The following is a 16,411-nucleotide window of genomic DNA, read 5'->3' as shown; positions in this document are numbered from 1 at the left end:
GATTCGGTGGAACCGGCCCTTGTCGTAGTCAGGTCGTACTCGGGTCAGGTTCGGGTCAGGCTCGGGTCAGTCCAGGCGCTCGAACACCGCGGCCAGGCCCTGGCCGCCGCCGATGCACATGGTCTCGAGGCCGTAGCGGGCCTCGCGACGGTCCATCTCGCGCAGCAGTGTCGCGAGGATGCGGGCGCCGGTGGCGCCGACGGGGTGGCCCAGCGAGATGCCGGAGCCGTTGGGGTTGAGGCGCGGGTCGTCGGGCTCGAGACCCCACGTGCGGGTCACCGCGAGAGCCTGTGCGGCGAACGCCTCGTTGAGTTCGATGACGCCCATGTCGGCCAGCGACAGACCGAGCCGCGAGAGGGCCTTCTCGGTGGACGGCACCGGGCCGATGCCCATTGTGCGCGGCGGCACACCGGCGACGGCCCAGCTGGCGAGCCGGGCGAGCGGACGCAGGCCGAGGGCGTTCGCCTTCTCCGGCGTGGTGACGATGGCGATGGCGGCGCCGTCGTTCTGGCCGCTGGCGTTGCCGGCGGTGACGGTGGACTGGGGGTCGACCTTGCCGCGGATCGGGCGCAGCTTCGCGAGCGACTCGACGCTGGTGTCGGCGCGCGGGTGCTCGTCGGTGTCGACGACCAGCGGATCGCCCTTGCGCTGCGGCACCGACACGGGGACGATCTCCTGCGCGAAGATGCCGCCGCGCTGCGCGGCGACGGCGCGCTGGTGCGACTGGACGGCGAGGGCGTCCTGGTCCTCGCGGCTGATGGAGAACTCGGCGCGCAGGTTCTCGGCGGTCTCGATCATGCCGCCGGGCACCGGGTAGTTGCGGCCGCCGGCGGTGACGCGGGCGCGGGCGAGGCGGTCGTTGAGGGCGAGGGATTCGCCGCGGACGCCGTACCGCATGCCGGTGGCGTAGAACTCGGCCTGGCTCATCGACTCGACGCCGCCGGCGAGGACGAGGTCGCTGCCGCCGGACTGCACCTGCATCACGGCCTGGATGATCGCCTGCAGGCCGGAGCCGCAGCGGCGGTCCACCTGCAGACCCGGAACGTCCACGCCCAGTCCGGCATTGAGGGCCGCGATGCGGCCGATGGCCGGGGCCTCGCCTCCGGGGGAGGCCTGGCCGAGGATCACGTCGTCGATGTCGGCACCGGAGATGCCGGTGCGGGTGACCAGTTCGGTGATGACGGTGGCCGCGAGATCCTCGGGGGGGACGTCGCGGAAGACGCCGCCGAAGCGGCCGACGGGGGTGCGGAGCGGTTCGCAGATGACTGCGTCAGACATGTCGTTTTCCTTGGTGCGGTGATGATTGAGTCTGGGTGCGGGCGAGGTCGGCCGAGATGGCCTCTGCGGTCGCGACGGCGGCGGGGACGAGCGTGGCGTACACCGCCTCGGTCGAGTAGCGCGCGGCCTGCGTCGAGATGTTCACTGCGGCGACCACGGCGCCCGACCGATCGCGGATCGGTGCGGCGAGGGAACGCAGGCCCTCCTCGAGTTCCTGGTCGACCACGCAGTAGCCGTCGGCCCGGATCTTGTCGAGTTCGGCGCGCAACGCATCGGGGGTGGCGATGGTGCGGCCGGTGAGCGGGGTCAGGTCGACGCGGTCCAGGTAGGCGTCGAGGTCGGCGGGTTCGAGCCCGGCCAACAGGACGCGGCCCATCGACGTCGCGAACGCGGGGAACCGGGTCCCGATCGTGATGGACACCGTCATGATGCGGCTGACCGGCCGGCGCGCGACGTACACGACGTCGCCGTCGTCGAGGATCGACACCGACGTCGACTCGTGGACCTGGTTCGACAGCGATTCGAGGTGCGGTCGGGCGATGTCGGGCAGAGACAGGCTCGACAGGTAGCTGTAGCCGAGTTCGAGGACCCGGGGGGTCAGCCAGAACACCGAGCCGTCGGTGCGGACGTAGCCGAGTTCGACCAGGGTGAGCAGGAACCGACGGGCCGTCGCGCGGGTGAGATCGGTGGCCCGGGCGACGTCGCTGAGCGTGCGCTGCGGGTTCTCGGCGTCGAACGCCCGGATGACGGACAGGCCGCGTGCGAGCGACTGCACGTAATCCGTCGAGGCCGCGGTCGGTTCGGTCGCGCTCGAGTTGCTCCCGCTCGAGTTGCTCCCGCTCGAGTTGCTCACTGTCAGGTACTCCCCTCGGTGGCACCCGCCAGGTCGGCGAGGGCCTGCTTGCCGAGCGCGAAGGCCCGGTTGCTGTTCGGCACACCCGCGTACACCGCGGTATGGAGGAATACTTCCACGAGCAGGTCCGGGTCCATGCCCGCGCGCAGCGCGGCCCGGATGTGCATGTCGAGTTCGTGTTCGTTGCCGACCGCGGTGAGGATCGCCATCGTCAGCAGGCGGCGGGTGGGGTGGTCGAGGCCGTCGCGGGCCCAGATGTCGCCCCACGCGGTGCGGGTGATGAAGTCCTGGAACGGGTCGGTGAACGCGGTGCTGCCCGCGATCGCGCGGTCCACGTGCGCGTCGCCGAGGACCGAGCGGCGCACCGACATTCCGACGTCGTGCACCGCGCGGCGGGCCACACCCACCGGCGTCGAGCCCGCGACGTGCGCCTCGATCAGCCGGGTCACGGCGCCGGCCTGCTCGACGTTCGCGAGATGCGCGCCGGGGGACACGACGTGGAGTTCGGCACCGGCGGTGCCGTCGGCGATCGACTGCAGCGCCGACGGCGGCGTCGGGCCGTCCTGCTCCGCGGCGATCACGAGCGTGGGCGCGACGATCCGGGCGAGGTCGGCGCGGCCGTCCCACGAGGACAGCGCCTCGCAGCACGCGGCGTAGCCCTCGTTCGTGGTACCGGAGACCATCGTGACGTGGCGGGACACGAGCTCCGGATCACGCTGCGCCAGTTCGGGGGTGAACCAGCGTCCGACGACGGACTCGGCGATGGATGCGACGCCGTCGGCGCGGACGGCGGCCGCGCGATCGAGCCACGGCTGGGCCGGGGCGAACTGCGCGGCCGTGCACATCACCGTGAGCGTCTGTACGCGCTGCGGGTGGTGCGCCGCCAGCCACTGTCCGACGGCCCCGCCGAGGGACAGGCCCACGAAGTGCACCGCGTCCAGGCCGAGCGTGTCGAGCAGTGCGATGACGTCGCCGCCGAGATCGGCCATCGTGTACGGGCCCGCGGGAGCGGGGGAGCCGCCGTGGCCGCGGTGGTCGACCGCGATCACGTGGGCGCGGCTCGACAGCGCACGGATCTGGGGATCCCACATGTGCAGGTCCGAGCCCAGCGAACCGAGCAGCAGGACCGGCGGGGCGGCGGGGTCGCCGTGTAGTTCGTAGTGCAGGGCGCAGGGCCCGTCCTGGGTCATACGAGTCCTCCGAAGGTTCGGTCGGTCTGTGTGGTCCGGGCGGCGAGCGCACGGTCGACGAGGTCGCCGGCGTGGCCGAGGTAGTTCGACGGATCCAGCAGGTCGCGCAGTTCGTCGGCGGACAGGTGGGCCGTGATCTGGGGCGCCCGGTCGAGCGGGACTCCGGAAGCCGCTGCGGCGGTGACGATGTCGCGCGCCGAGTCGGTGTGCGCGGACAGTGCTCCGGTGACCCGTTCGGCGAGGATGAGCCCGCCGGTGATATCGAGGTTGTGTGCCATCGCGTCGCCGTGGACGCGTAGTCCGCCGAGGCTCGCGGCCAGCCGGTGCGCCGCCCCGCCGGTGAGGCGCAGCAGATCGGTGAGCGTCTCCCATTCGGCGTGCCACGCGCCCGCGGCCCGCGCGAACTCGTGGTCCATGGACGACAGGACCGTCGCGACCAGTCCCGGCACCCGCCGGGCGGCGGCGCGAGCCGTGATCGCGGCGACCGGGTTCTGCTTGTGCGGCATGGCCGACGAGCCTCCCGGTGCGTCCTCGGCGACCTCGCCGAACTCGGTCGAGGCCATCGCGGTGATATCGGTGGCGGGCTTGGAGATCGCTCCCGCGGCGACGCCGAGCGCGGACGCCAGGGCAGCGATCGGGGTCCGGGTGGTGTGCCACGGAACGACCTGCTGCGCCAGGCCCAGTTCGTCCGCGAGGGCCTCGGCCATCGCGAGACCGTGGGGGTGGACGGCCGCGAGAGTGCCCGCCGCACCGCCGAACTGGACGGGCAGCGCGGACAGGGCGCGCTCGAGCTGCGCGGTCGCGTCGTCGAGGCCGGTGAACCAGGACACCGCGAGCGCGCCGAACGTGGTCGGCAGGGCTTGCTGCCCGAGCGTGCGCGCCACCATCGGTGTGTCGCGGTGCGCTCGCGCGAGTTCGGCACCGGCGTTCGCCGCCGCCTGCAGATCGGCGAGCACCCGACGGCCCGCCCTGCGCGACAACAGCATCAGCGCCGAGTCCATGACGTCCTGGCTGGTGGCGCCCACGTGCACGGCCGAGGCCGGAACCCCCTCGGCGGCACAGGCCGCCCGGAGGAGGCGGACCAGTGGGATCACGGGATTGCCGCCGGCGGCGGATCTGCGGCCGAGGTCGGCGATGTCGATCCCGTCCGGCGCGCCGAGCGCCGCGGCGACGGAGGTGACCGTCGCCGCGTGCTCGGCCGACACCAGTCCGACGGTCGCGGCCGCCCGGGTCAGGGCGGCCTCGACCTGGAGCAGCGCCACAACCCAGGCGTGGTCCGAGATCTCCTCGGCGAGAGCGGGCTCGCCGCCGGCGCCGAAGAGGGGATCGAACAGTTCACCGCGGGTGTGGGTCACGAAATGCTCCTGGTCACAGCTCGAAGAACGGCGTCTCGACGCCGTCGGGATCGCTGTCCTGAACATAGACCGTGAGGCTGTAGCCGTCGTCGGTCTTGCGCGCGATCAGCTTCGGCCGCTGCGACTCGGGCAGTGACGTCAGGACCGGGTCGACGGCGTGCGCGTCGGTGTCCTCCGGGAAGTACAGCCGGGTGTACAGGCGCTCGAGCATGCCGCGGGCGAACACGCCCACGTTGACGTGCGGGGCCTCGACGGTGTCGTTCTCGGCGGGCAGCGGTCCCGGCTTGACGGTGTGGATCGCTGCGGTGCCCGTCTCGTCGGCCCCGGCACGGCCGAAGCCCCGAAATCCCGCCGGAACCGGCTCGGCAGCGCCGCGCGGATCGTCGGCGTGGGCGAAGCGGCCCACGGCGTCGGCCTGCCAGGTCTCGATCATCGCGTCGGCGACCGGCACGCGATCACCGTCGATGACGGTGATGCGCAGCGTGATCCGGCCGGGTGCGCCCTCGGGCGCGGCGTCCGGGCCGTCCGCCCACGGGAGACCGATGTGCCAGTACGGGCCCACCGTCTGCGACGGGGTGACGCCGAACTCGGCGGTGGTGAAGTCGCCCGGGGTGACGTCGTAGATCGGTGCGGTGTTCTTGGGGGCGGTGTCAGTCATCGTGATCCTCGTCGTCCTCGAACGGGGTGGCGTCGCGTCCGCGCAGGACGATGTCGAAACGGAAGCCCAGGGCCCAGTCGGCCACGGTCGCGTCGTAGTCGAAGACGCTGACCATCCGGTGCCGGGCGGCGGCGGGGACCGCGTTGTAGATCGGGTCCTGGAAGAACAGCGGATCGTCCGGGAAGTACATCTGCGTCACGAGGCGCTGCGTGAACGCCTGACCGAACAGCGAGAAGTGGATGTGCGACGGCCGCCACGCGTTGTCGTGGTTGCGCCAGGGGTACGCGCCCGGCTTGATCGTGGTGAAGGTGTAGTGGCCGTCGGCGTCGGTGACGCAGCGGCCGATGCCGTCGAAGTGGGGGTCGAGCGGCGCGGGCCAGTTGTCGCCGATGTGCCGGTAGCGGCCGCCCGCGTTGGCCTGCCACACCTCGAGCAGCGTGTTCGGGACGGGCTTGCCGTTGCTGTCGAGCACCCGACCGTGCACGACGATCCGCTGGCCCTGGGCCTCGCCGCCGTTCGCGATCGTCAGGTCGGCGTCGCCGGGCTGCACGCGGTCCTCGCCGAACACCGGTCCGGTGAGCTCGCCCAGTCGCTGCGGTAGCAGCTTCAGCGGCTGCCGGGGGCTGCGGAGCCCGGTGGTCTTGTAGTCCGCGAAGTCCGGCGGGGCATTCACGCCGGTGCTGACCGGCCGATATTGCGGGGGCAGATGAAGCATGTGACGACCTCGTAGTGGGGGCGGTGGGTGAGGGGGAATCGAGATTGTTCGCTAGGTGGACATCAGGACGCTATGCGAACACGCTAGTGGCTTTCTGTGGCGCAATCAATGATCCGCCGCGCTCGTGTTCGTTATGCGGACAATGGTTCACAATACGCACGAGTCGTCGTATGCTGGCCTGCATGATGGACAAAGTCATTGCCACAGCGGCCGAGGCCGTCGCAGACGTGCCGGACGGCGCGACGATCGCCGTCGGTGGATTCGGCCTGGTCGGAGTGCCGGAGATCCTCATCAACGCGCTGCTGGAGCAGGGCGCCACGGATCTCGAGACGGTGAGCAACAACTGTGGCACCGACGGCTTCGGCCTCGGTGTGCTGCTCGAGAAGGGTCGTATCCGCCGGACCATCAGCTCGTACGTGGGCGACAACAAGGAGTTCGCGAGGCAGTACCTCTCGGGCGAGCTCGAGGTGGAGCTGACGCCGCAGGGCACGCTCGCCGAGCGGCTGCGCGCCGGCGGCGCCGGCATTCCCGCGTTCTTCACCCCGGCCGGCGTCGGCACCCAGGTCGCCGAGGGCGGGCTGCCCCGCCGCTACGACGGCAACGGCGGGATCGCCGTCGCGAGCCCGGTCAAGGAGACCCGCGAGTTCGACGGGCAGACCTACGTGATGGAACGCGGCATCGCCGCCGACTACGCCCTCGTCCACGCATGGAAGGGCGACCGCCACGGCAACCTCGTGTTCCGCCGCAGCGCCCGCAACTTCAACCCCCCGGCCGCCGCGTCGGGCCGGATCACCATCGCGCAGGTCGAGCACCTCGTCGAGCCCGGCGAGCTGGACCCGGACCAGATCCACACCCCGGGCATCCACGTGCAGCGCGTCGTGCACGTGGGCAAGGTCACTGTCGGAATCGAGAAGCGAACGGTACGAGCATGACTCAGGCTATTGCGCAGAAGCTGACCCGCGAGCAGATGGCGGCGCGGGTCGCCCAGGAACTCGCCGACGGCCAGTACGTCAACCTCGGCATCGGCATGCCGACGCTGGTGCCGAACTACATCCCCGAGGACATCACCGTCGTCCTGCACTCCGAGAACGGTGTGCTCGGCGTGGGGCCGTACCCCACCGAGGACGAACTGGACCCCGAGCTGATCAACGCCGGCAAGGAGACCATCACGGTCCTGCCGGGCGCGTCGTACTTCGACTCGTCGCAGTCGTTCGGCATGATCCGCGGCGGTCAGGTGGACGTCGCCGTCCTCGGCGCGATGCAGGTCAGCGCCAAGGGTGATCTCGCCAACTGGATGATCCCCGGCCACATGGTCAAGGGCATGGGCGGCGCGATGGACCTCGTCCACGGCGCCAAGCGCGTCATCGTGATGATGGAGCACGTGTCCAAGAAGGGCGAGTCGAAGATCCTCGACGAATGCACCCTGCCGCTCACCGGCAAGGCGTGCGTGCAGCGGATCATCACCGACATGGCCGTCCTCGATGTCACCGACGAGGGCCTGCGCCTGGTCGAGACCGCCCCCGGCATCAGCGTCGACGAGGTCGTCGCCGCGACCGCCGCGAAGCTGCTGGTCTAGCTTCACCGCCGGCCGGCGGACGGGCTCAACGCCCGTCCGCCAACCGGACCAGGTGGTCGATCGTCTCCTTCTCGGCCCCCTCGGGCAGGTCGGCCACCGGCCACCACCGCAGATCCTGCGACTCGTCGCTGATCACGGCCGGCACCGCCGAGGCGGGCCCGGGCGCCCGGACCAGGAATCGCAGGTCCAGGTGGCGCGTCGGAACCCCCAGCGAGCACGTGATGGGGTGCGTGTGCGCCGACAGCAACCGCGGATCGATCCGTAGCCCCTCGATCCCCGACTCCTCGCGTGCCTCCCGCAGCGCCGAGTCGACGACGGTGTCGTCCCCGGGCTCGCAGTGCCCGCCCAGCTGGATCCACCGGCCCACCCTCGGGTGCAGCGTCAGCAGGACGTGGGAGCCGTCCTCGTCCAACACCAGCGACGAGGCCGTGATGTGCCCGGGCACATGCGAACGCAGGCAACCGTCGGGTGCGGAATCGAGGAACGCGAGCATCGTGTGCCGCAGCGACTCCGCATCGTCGGAATCGGTGTCCCAGTTCGAGAGTGCGTCCACCGCCGACGCGTGCAGTGACTGTGCCGACATCTACAGCTCCAGCAGTGCGTCGCCGGGCGCGACGGGGTCGCGCGGCGTGAGCGCCTCGAGGGGATGTCCGACGGCGATCGCACCCAGCGGCTGCCAGTCGTCCGGCAGACCGAGCTCGGTCCGGACCGTGTCGGCCGCGAAGATCGTCGACCCGATCCAGCAGCTCCCGACGCCGCGGGTCGCGAGCGAGACGAGCAGACCCTGCACGGCCGCGCCGACCGCGACGGTGAACATCGTCGACTCGGCCCGGGTGCGCCGCTCATCCGGGTAGTCGTGCGCACCGTCCGGCACACAGAACGGGATCACGACCTCGGGGGCGCGGAAGAGGATGTCGCCCCGGCCCACTCGACGCTCGATCCGCTCGGCGCTCATCCCGTCGGCGGCGAGGTCGTCCCGCCAGCGCTGCTGCATGGCGTCGAGCACACGCTTGTGGGTCTCGGGCGTGCGCAGCCACACGAACCGCACCGGACGCGTGTGATGCGGCGCGGGCGCCGTGAGTGCCTCGGCGATCGACTCGCGCAGCACCTCGGGGTCCACCGGCTCCTCGGAGAACGCGCGCACCGACCGTCGCAGCAGCAGTGCCTCGCGGCGGCCCTGTTCCATCGACTCCTCAGTGCCGAGCCAGAACAGGTCCTCCGGACCGCGGCGGATCAGCTTGTCGGCGACGGAACCGTCGTCGTCGAGCCCGATCCCACGGACCACCGCGACCGGCATGCCGCCGAGCTTGCCTTTCACGAGGTCGCCCGCGGCCGCGATCTCGTCGGCCACCGCGACCTCGGTGACCATCAATTCGTTGCCCTGACCGTCGACCGCGCCGGCATACGCGTGCAGGACCGGGACTCCCGACGCGCCGATCGCGACGTCGATCTGGCCGATCCGCCACGCGCGACCCATCGTGTCCGTCACGACCACCGCGACGTCGACACCGAGGCGGTCCCGGATATGCTCGCGCAGCCTCCGGGCGCTTCCGTCCGGATCCTCCGGCAGCAGGGCGAGTTCCGCGCCGTCGACGTTCGATCCGTCGATCCCCGACGCGGCCTGCACGATGCCCAACCGGTTCTCGGTGATGAGCGTGCGTCCCTTGCGGGCCACCACCCGCACCGCCTCCTGGTCGACCAGACGTCGACGCGCGGCGTCTCGTTCCTCGGGGTCGGTGGGCGACGCGACGATCCGGCCCTCGACCTTCGAGAAGACCTTGCTCGTGACGACGAGGACATCGCCGTCGGCCAGCCACGGTGCCGCGCCGACGATCGCCGCGGCCAGGTCGTCGCCCGGACGGAACTCGGGCAGCCCGGGGACCGGCAGGATCTCGATCGCGCGCCCCGCCCCGTGATCACGGACCGTCGCACGTTCACTACCGCGACATTCGTCGTTCACAAGTTCACTCCGGCCACATCGAATGCGGCACGGACCATCTCGGCGGTCGCATCGGGGTCGGTCATGAGCAGCGGGACGCTGCGCACCTCGACACCGGGCACGTCGGCCTCGTCGGTGGAGTGGATCAGCCAGCCGTCGAGGATGCCCGTGCCGGACCGCGCGCCGTAGTGGCGGCCGATCGCCTCGGCCGAGGTCTCGACTCCGATCACCTCGAGGCACTCATCGGCCATGCCGCGCAACGGCTTTCCGTCGATGATGGGGGAGAGGCCGACAACCTTGGCCTTCGTGGTCCGCAGCGCGCCGCGGATGCCGGGCACCGCCAGGATGGCGCCGATGCTGACGACCGGATTCGACGGTGCGAGCAGCACGACGTCCGCGGACTCGATCGCCTCGAGGACTCCGGGGGCCGGTTTCGCCTGTTCCGCACCGACATACGCGAAACTGTGCGTGGGAACCTGTGCGCGGTAACGGACCCACCATTCCTGGAAGTGGATCGCTCGCTGCTGCTCGCCGGTGGGGTTTTCGGGATCGGTTACGACGACATGTGTTTCGCTGCGATCGTCCGACACGGGCAACAGGGCCACGCCGGGCTTCCAGCGGTTGCACAGGGCCTCGGTGACCGCCGAGAGCGGGTAGCCGGCGCGCAGCATCTGACTGCGGATGAGGTGTGTCGCGATGTCCCGGTCGCCCAGGCCGAACCAATCCGGCTGCGCACCGTACGCCGCGAGTTCCTCTTTCGCATTCCAAGTTTCGCCGATGTGGCCCCATCCGCGCTCGGGATCGATGCCGCCGCCGAGGGTGTACATGCAGGTGTCGAGGTCCGGGCAGATGCGCAGGCCGTGCATCCACACGTCGTCTCCGACATTGACCACCGCGGTGATCCGATGGTCGTTCGCAGGGCCGGAATTCGCGTCTCCGGTGTCGAGGCCGCCGAGCAGACTTCGAACTCCCTGGAGGAAACGGGCCCCTCCGACGCCGCCAACCAATACAGTCACGTTCACAACTCGAAGCCTATGCGGTCCCGCCGCGTGCTGGTCGACGCCGTCTCATCGGCCGGGTTGTACCACGCTGTGCGACGGGCGGCGGATGGTAAACGACTTTTCGGTTTCAGCTTGACCCGACACGCCAGGGCATGTCTAATCACATGTATGTCATTCCAAGTTCGAGGGGCGAGTTCACTTGGAGCGGCCCTCGACTCGAACCATCGTTCGGGCGGTTGTCAGGACGGGTGTCGGGGTGGGAACGACAGCACGGAATTCGAGATCAATCGACATTTTCTGCGCTAATACAGGTGAGGAGGCGGAGCGATGCCCTATCAGCAATACGAGTTCGAAACTCCTCTGAGCGTGGTCGGCGACGAACCGCGGACCGATTCCGAAGCGGGCGCAGCAGTAGGCGTCAGCTACGACGAGTTCGAGCTCGGAGTGACAGTGCCGCAGCTCAGTCTGATCCCAGGTTTCGACGAGATGTTCGACTCCATCGAGGATCAGTGGCAGGACCGCGCGCTGTGCGCGCAGACCGATCCCGAGGCGTTCTTCCCTGAGAAGGGTGGATCCACCCGCGAGGCCAAGCGCATCTGCATGGGGTGCGAGGTGCGCGGGGAATGCCTCGAGTACGCGCTCGCCAATGACGAGCGATTCGGCATCTGGGGTGGGCTCTCCGAGCGGGAGCGCCGGCGCCTCAAGCGCGGAATCGTCTAGTTCGTCACTACTCGTCGGCCTCCGGGAGATCGGGGTCGACAACGTCGGGGTCGACCCCGAGATACGTCGACACCTGCTCCACGAGCACGTCGTGAACCAGATCCTCGAGGTCGTGAGGATCCTTGGCGCGCAACTCGATCGGGCGCCGGAACAGCACGATACGTGCCCGCGTCGCGGTCCCGTGACGATCGATGCCGGCCGGAATGAGCCGCGACAGCGGCACCGGACCGTCTGCCACCACCTCCGGCGGCCAGTTCACCGAATCCGGATCGATCGCGCGTATCCGTGGCACGTCGTCCACCGCAATGTCGAGCTTCGTCAAGCGATCGTGCCAACGCGCGTCGATGGGCTCGAACGCGCCCAGAACCAGCTGATCGAACTTCTCTGCGCGCGTCCGCGCCGCCGGTAGATCCGGCGGAAACAATGGACCGCGGATTCCGCGACCTCGCCGCGCGACCGAACGTGACGTCAGCGGGCGGGGACGACGAGCTCTGGCCATGAAGGGGACATTACAGCGGTGCCCCGACATCCCCACCGCGTCACGTTCCGGCCCGCCCTCCGCATCACGTCTCGGTCGCGTCGGTGTGTCCGAGTAGGCCAACCGGACACATGGGGTTAGTCTCCTTCCTTGTGAGATCACTGCGTCGATGCTGCCGGCCTGGGTGCAAGAACCCTGCTGTCGCGACCTTGACGTACGTCTACTCCGATTCGACCGCTGTGGTCGGCCCGTTGGCCACCGTCGCCGAGCCCCATTCGTGGGATCTGTGCGAGACCCACGCATCGCGGATAACCGCCCCCAAGGGCTGGGAACTCGTGCGGTACGAGGGCGGATTCTCCTCCAGCACACCCGACGAGGACGACCTCACCGCGCTTGCGGAAGCGGTCCGGGAGGCCGGCCTCGGCGAGCGTCCCCGCAACGACGGATCCGCATCCGATTCGCGCTCCGGCGCAGCCTCTCCGTCGGCACCGCCCACCGCCCGCACCGGGCGTCGCGGGCACCTCCGGGTCTTACCCGACCCCGCGAACTGATCGGTTCCATCGGGGCTTCGGCCCGTGCCTGATCTGTCCTTTTCCTGCTCGACCTCGGCCGACGTATCCGGACATCTCGCTCAGGAAGCGCGGTTGGCCTGCTCCCCACTAGGCTCTGTGGGACGGCCAAGTCGAACCAACTCGGTCGGCGAACAAACCTCAGTGGACGAACTATGTGTCGCATCTACGAAAAGCAGGAGTAACCAGAAGTGGCTCGATCTGTCGAATCCGTGAATGCCGTGATCAAGGCCTACGACGTCCGTGGCGTCGTGGGAGAACAGATCGATACAGACTTCGTGCGTGACGTGGGCGCCTCGTTCGCCCGACTGGTGCGTGACGAGCAGTCCGGTGCCGAGGCAGTGACCCGGGTCGCGATCGGCCACGACATGCGTGAGTCGTCACCCGAACTCTCCCGTGCCTTCGCGGAGGGCGTCGTCGCGCAGGGCCTCGACGTGATCCACATCGGCCTGGCGTCCACCGACCAGCTGTACTTCGCGTCCGGAATCCTCGACTGCCCGGGTGCGATGTTCACCGCGAGCCACAACCCTGCCAAGTACAACGGCATCAAGCTGTGCCGTGCCGGTGCCAAGCCCGTCGGCCAGGACACCGGCCTCGGCGTGATCGCGCGCGAGGTCGCCGAGGGCGTCCCCGCGTACGACGGTCCGGTCGGACAGGTCTCCGAGGAGGAGCTCCTCGACCAGTACGCCAGCTTCGTCCGCGGCCTGGTCGACCTTGCCGAGCTGCGGCCACTGAAGATCGCCGTCGACGCCGGCAACGGCATGGGCGGACACACCGTCCCGGCCGTCTTCGGGCCGATGCCCGTCACCGTGCTTCCGCTGTACTTCGAGCTCGACGGCAGCTTCCCCAACCACGAGGCCAACCCCCTCGATCCCGCCAACCTGGTGGATCTGCAGGAACACGTGCGTGCCACGGGCGCGGACATCGGTCTGGCCTTCGACGGCGACGCCGACCGCTGCTTCGTCGTCGACGAGAAAGGCAACCCGGTCTCGCCGTCCGCGGTGACCGCGCTCGTCGCCGACCGCGAGCTCGCGAAGGAGCCCGGGGCCACGGTGATCCACAACCTGATCACGTCCCGTTTCGTCCCGGAACTGGTCGAGAAGCTCGGCGGCACCGCCGTGCGCACCCGCGTCGGTCACTCCTTCATCAAGCAGCAGATGGCCGAGACGGGTGCGGTGTTCGGCGGCGAGCACTCCGCCCACTACTACTTCCGTGACTTCTGGGGCGCCGATTCGGGCATGCTGGCGGCCCTGCACGTACTGGCAGCCCTCGGCGAACAGGATCGTCCGCTGTCGGAGCTGATGCAGTCGTACGAGGCCTACGCCGCGTCCGGGGAGATCAACTCGACGGTCGCCGACGCCACCGAACGGACGGCCGCCGTCGTCGACCTCTTCGCGGACCGGACCGTCTCCGTCGATCGCCTGGACGGCGTCACGGTCGACCTCGGCGACGGGGCATGGTTCAACCTGCGCGCGTCCAACACCGAGCCGCTGCTGCGCCTCAACGTCGAGGCGCGCACGTCGGCCGATGTCGACGCTCTCGTTGCCGAGATCCTCGGAGCAGTCCGCGCCTAGTCATCGAATTGCTGGGATACTCGAGGCACCTGATCTCGTCGGGGAACAGGGACTCGGGGAAAGGGAGGTGAGTTCGTGATGACAGCTCCGTCGTCTCTGCTCGATCTCGATGACGCCGATGCTCTGCTGGCCGCCGACGTCGACGGCGTGCTCCGTTTCGCCGCGCTCGGCGGCGCTCAGATTCGTGCCACCCAAGCCGCCGTCGAGGAGGACGGGCTGGTCAGGCTGCGCGGCCTGCAGCCGCGCAGCATCGTGTTCGTCACCGGTGACGGAAGTGCGTCGCGGGCCGCCGAGATCGTCGTGGCGGCCCTCGGCGGCCGGACCGGCATGCCGCTGGTCGTCAGCGTCGGTGCGCCGCCGTGGGTCGGGCCACTCGACGTCCTGGTCGTCGCCGGTGACGATGCCGGCGATCCACGGCTCGTCGAGTCCGTGGACAGTGCGTTGCGCCGAGGCGCGGAAGTGGTCGTCGCCGCACCCGACGAGGGCCCCCTCCGTGCCGCCGGCGCGGGTCGTGCGACGGTCCTCCCGCCGCGGATCGCGGTTCCGGATCATCATGGCCTGCTGCGGTACCTCGCAGCGTTCCTCGCGGTGCTGATCGCGGTCGAGGGGGAACGGACCGCCAAGGTGTGCCCCGACCTGGGTCGGCTCGCGGACGCGGTCGACGAGGAGGCACTCCGCGACCACCCCCGCAACGAGGTCTTCCACAATCCGGCCAAATCCCTGGCGGCGCGCATGCAGGGCCGCCGGGTGGTCTTCAGCGGCGACACCCGCGCCACCACCCACCTCGCGCGCCACGGGAGCGAGACCCTGCTCCGCATGGGTGCGGGCGTGGCCGCGGCTGCGGAGCTGGCCGACGTCGTCTCCGGGGTGCGGAAGTTCTCGGCGGCGAATCCGGCTGCACCGGCCGGATACGACCCGTTCTTCCACGACGATCAGCTCGACGGCCCGCCACCGGGCGCGCCGCTGCGGGTGCTGGTGTTCGCCGCGGAGGCGAATCGGCCGCTCGTCGAGCGTCGCGTCGCGGCACTACCGGATGTCGACCTCGTCGTCGCGGAATCGGAAGCGGCGACGGCCGGTCCCCGATACGACGCGCCGCCCGGATCACCGGCCGATTCCCCGGCGGTGTCCGCGACTCGGACGGAGATCGAGCAGATAGCAGTACTCGTCGGTCGGCTCGAGATGAGCGCGGCCTACCTACGTTTGATCGGTGGTAACTAGTGCGCCAACTCGAAGGTGCGCTCCGGTCCTACGCCTGGGGGTCACGGACCGCGCTCGCGGAACTGTGCGGACGTCCGAGCCCCAGCGCACATCCGGAGGCAGAACTGTGGCTGGGAGCGCATCCCGGTGATCCCGCGCGAGTGATCGAGGACGGCGACAGCCGTTCCTTGCGCGACGTCGTCGACGACAACCCGGCCCGGGAACTGGGCGAGCGGAGCATCGCTGCGTTCGGGGAGCGGCTGCCCTTCCTGCTCAAGGTGCTCGCCGCCGACGAGCCGTTGTCCTTGCAGGCTCACCCGAGCGCCGAGCAGGCCCGCGAGGGCTTCGCGCGCGAGGAGGCGTCCGGTATCCCCGTCGACTCGGCGGAACGGAACTACCGCGACGCGAGCCACAAGCCCGAACTCGTCGTGGCGCTCACCCGGTTCGAGGCGCTCGCCGGCTTCCGTGATCCGCACCGGACGGTGCGCCTGCTGAGCGCCCTGAACGTGCCGGAGCTCGAGCCCTACGCGGGTCTGCTCGCCGGGCAGCCCGACCCGGACGGCCTGCGGGCCCTGTTCACGACGTGGATCACGTTGCCGCCGCACGCGCTCGCGGCTCTGCTGCCGGCGGTGCTCGACGGGTGCGTCGCGTACCTGTCGGCCACGGGGTCGGGGACGGCGGAGTTCGCACAGGAGGCGCGGACGGCGCTGGAGCTGAGCGAGGGCTATCCCGGGGACGCGGGGGTCATGGCGTCCCTGCTGCTCAACCGGGTGACCCTCGAGCCGGGGCAGGGACTCTTCCTGGACGCCGGCAACCTCCACGCCTACTTGCACGGGACCGCGGTGGAGATCATGGCGAACTCCGACAACGTGCTGCGCGGTGGCCTCACGCCCAAGCACGTCGACGTCCCGGAACTGTTGCGGGTGTTGGATTTCGAGTCGGTGGACGTTCCCGTTCTGACGTCGGTCGCGACCGGCCGGGTGGGGGAGTCGACGTACCGGACGCCGGCCCCGGAGTTCGTACTGTCCCGGATCGACCTCGATGCGTCGGGGGCGGGTCCGGACGCGGCCACCATGTTCGAACCGGACGGTCCGCAGATCCTGCTGTGCACGTCGGGTGCCGCGAAACTGGAGTGCGATTCGCAGTCGCTGATGCTCGAGCGGGGTGCAGCCGCGTGGATCTCCGCGTCGGACAACGCGGTTCACATTCAGGCATGTGCCGACGACACCCAGATCTTCCGTGCTGCCGTCGGCGATGTGACCCACTGAGTGCCCGTAGCGTGTGATCCACTCGAATTCGACGAGAGGA

17 protein-coding genes are annotated in these 16,411 nt (G+C 69.9%); 7 read left to right on the top strand and 10 right to left on the bottom strand.

Annotation, left to right across the window (positions count from 1 at the left end; all coding sequences use genetic code 11):
- Positions 1-66: 66 nt before the first annotated feature.
- From HUN07_RS19315 to pcaH, 6 genes are all read right to left on the bottom strand, one after another.
- A complete protein-coding gene (locus tag HUN07_RS19315; RefSeq protein ID WP_174911980.1) occupies positions 67-1,278 on the bottom strand; it encodes an acetyl-CoA C-acetyltransferase in 1,212 nt (403 codons plus the stop codon).
- Entirely contained in the window at positions 1,271-2,053 is a 783-nt protein-coding gene (locus tag HUN07_RS19310) for an IclR family transcriptional regulator domain-containing protein (protein WP_254623022.1), read from the bottom strand. Before HUN07_RS19310 ends, HUN07_RS19315 begins: the two co-directional genes overlap by 8 nt.
- 80 nt (positions 2,054-2,133) lie before the next feature.
- A complete protein-coding gene (gene pcaDC / locus HUN07_RS19305) occupies positions 2,134-3,321 on the bottom strand; it encodes a bifunctional 3-oxoadipate enol-lactonase/4-carboxymuconolactone decarboxylase PcaDC (RefSeq protein ID WP_174911977.1) in 1,188 nt (395 codons plus the stop codon).
- Positions 3,318-4,676, bottom strand: a complete 1,359-nt coding sequence (gene pcaB, locus HUN07_RS19300; RefSeq protein ID WP_254622602.1) for a 3-carboxy-cis,cis-muconate cycloisomerase — start codon at positions 4,674-4,676, stop codon at positions 3,318-3,320. The genes pcaDC and pcaB overlap by 4 nt, the downstream gene beginning before the upstream one ends.
- Positions 4,677-4,689: 13 nt before the next feature.
- Positions 4,690-5,334: a protocatechuate 3,4-dioxygenase subunit alpha gene (gene pcaG / locus HUN07_RS19295; protein WP_174911973.1), complete on the bottom strand. Its 645-nt coding sequence runs from the start codon at positions 5,332-5,334 to the stop codon at positions 4,690-4,692.
- The gene (gene pcaH, locus HUN07_RS19290) at positions 5,327-6,049 is read right to left on the bottom strand and encodes a protocatechuate 3,4-dioxygenase subunit beta (protein WP_114721911.1); all 723 of its coding nucleotides are present in this window, start codon (positions 6,047-6,049) and stop codon (positions 5,327-5,329) included. The genes pcaG and pcaH overlap by 8 nt, the downstream gene beginning before the upstream one ends.
- Before the next feature lie 185 nt (positions 6,050-6,234).
- Here pcaH and HUN07_RS19285 point away from each other — a divergent pair, with 185 nt between their 5' ends.
- Together HUN07_RS19285 and HUN07_RS19280 are read left to right on the top strand one after the other, a co-directional pair.
- The gene (locus HUN07_RS19285; protein WP_114722007.1) at positions 6,235-6,981 is read left to right on the top strand and encodes a CoA transferase subunit A; all 747 of its coding nucleotides are present in this window, start codon (positions 6,235-6,237) and stop codon (positions 6,979-6,981) included.
- Positions 6,978-7,625: a CoA transferase subunit B gene (locus HUN07_RS19280; protein ID WP_114721912.1), complete on the top strand. Its 648-nt coding sequence runs from the start codon at positions 6,978-6,980 to the stop codon at positions 7,623-7,625. The genes HUN07_RS19285 and HUN07_RS19280 overlap by 4 nt, the downstream gene beginning before the upstream one ends.
- A 25-nt stretch (positions 7,626-7,650) precedes the next feature.
- Here HUN07_RS19280 and HUN07_RS19275 read toward each other — a convergent pair whose 3' ends face one another.
- The 3 genes from HUN07_RS19275 to cofD are packed head-to-tail and all read right to left on the bottom strand — an operon-like array spanning position 7,651 to position 10,586.
- Positions 7,651-8,208 carry an NUDIX hydrolase gene (locus HUN07_RS19275; protein WP_174911971.1) on the bottom strand — a complete coding sequence of 186 codons (558 nt, stop codon included), beginning with the start codon at positions 8,206-8,208 and terminating at the stop codon, positions 7,651-7,653.
- Positions 8,209-9,585: a coenzyme F420-0:L-glutamate ligase gene (locus HUN07_RS19270; RefSeq protein WP_174911969.1), complete on the bottom strand. Its 1,377-nt coding sequence runs from the start codon at positions 9,583-9,585 to the stop codon at positions 8,209-8,211.
- Positions 9,582-10,586 (bottom strand): 2-phospho-L-lactate transferase, encoded by a 1,005-nt coding sequence (gene cofD, locus HUN07_RS19265; protein WP_174911967.1) that lies wholly within the window; start codon positions 10,584-10,586, stop codon positions 9,582-9,584. The genes HUN07_RS19270 and cofD overlap by 4 nt, the downstream gene beginning before the upstream one ends.
- Positions 10,587-11,051: 465 nt before the next feature.
- On the opposite strand from cofD, the gene HUN07_RS19260 reads away from it, so the two are divergent.
- Complete coding sequence (locus tag HUN07_RS19260; protein WP_174914882.1) at positions 11,052-11,285, top strand: WhiB family transcriptional regulator; 234 nt, start codon at positions 11,052-11,054, stop codon at positions 11,283-11,285.
- 7 nt (positions 11,286-11,292) lie between these two features.
- Here HUN07_RS19260 and HUN07_RS19255 read toward each other — a convergent pair whose 3' ends face one another.
- A complete protein-coding gene (locus HUN07_RS19255; protein WP_114721916.1) occupies positions 11,293-11,784 on the bottom strand; it encodes a metallopeptidase family protein in 492 nt (163 codons plus the stop codon).
- A gap of 131 nt (positions 11,785-11,915) precedes the next feature.
- Between HUN07_RS19255 and HUN07_RS19250 the strand changes: the two genes are divergently transcribed.
- From HUN07_RS19250 to manA, 4 genes are all read left to right on the top strand, one after another.
- Positions 11,916-12,314 carry a DUF3499 domain-containing protein gene (locus HUN07_RS19250; RefSeq protein ID WP_114721917.1) on the top strand — a complete coding sequence of 133 codons (399 nt, stop codon included), beginning with the start codon at positions 11,916-11,918 and terminating at the stop codon, positions 12,312-12,314.
- Between the two features lie 209 nt (positions 12,315-12,523).
- Positions 12,524-13,906, top strand: a complete 1,383-nt coding sequence (locus HUN07_RS19245) for a phosphomannomutase/phosphoglucomutase (protein WP_174911964.1) — start codon at positions 12,524-12,526, stop codon at positions 13,904-13,906.
- Positions 13,907-13,984: 78 nt separating this feature from the next.
- The gene (locus HUN07_RS19240) at positions 13,985-15,124 is read left to right on the top strand and encodes a tobH protein (RefSeq protein WP_114721919.1); all 1,140 of its coding nucleotides are present in this window, start codon (positions 13,985-13,987) and stop codon (positions 15,122-15,124) included.
- Positions 15,124-16,371, top strand: a complete 1,248-nt coding sequence (manA, locus tag HUN07_RS19235; protein ID WP_174911961.1) for a mannose-6-phosphate isomerase, class I — start codon at positions 15,124-15,126, stop codon at positions 16,369-16,371. The genes HUN07_RS19240 and manA overlap by 1 nt, the downstream gene beginning before the upstream one ends.
- Positions 16,372-16,411 lie beyond the last annotated feature (40 nt).

The organism is Rhodococcus sp. W8901 (assembly GCF_013348805.1).
GTDB lineage: Bacteria > Actinomycetota > Actinomycetes > Mycobacteriales > Mycobacteriaceae > Prescottella.
This window is presented reverse-complemented; position numbering and strand designations above follow the sequence as displayed.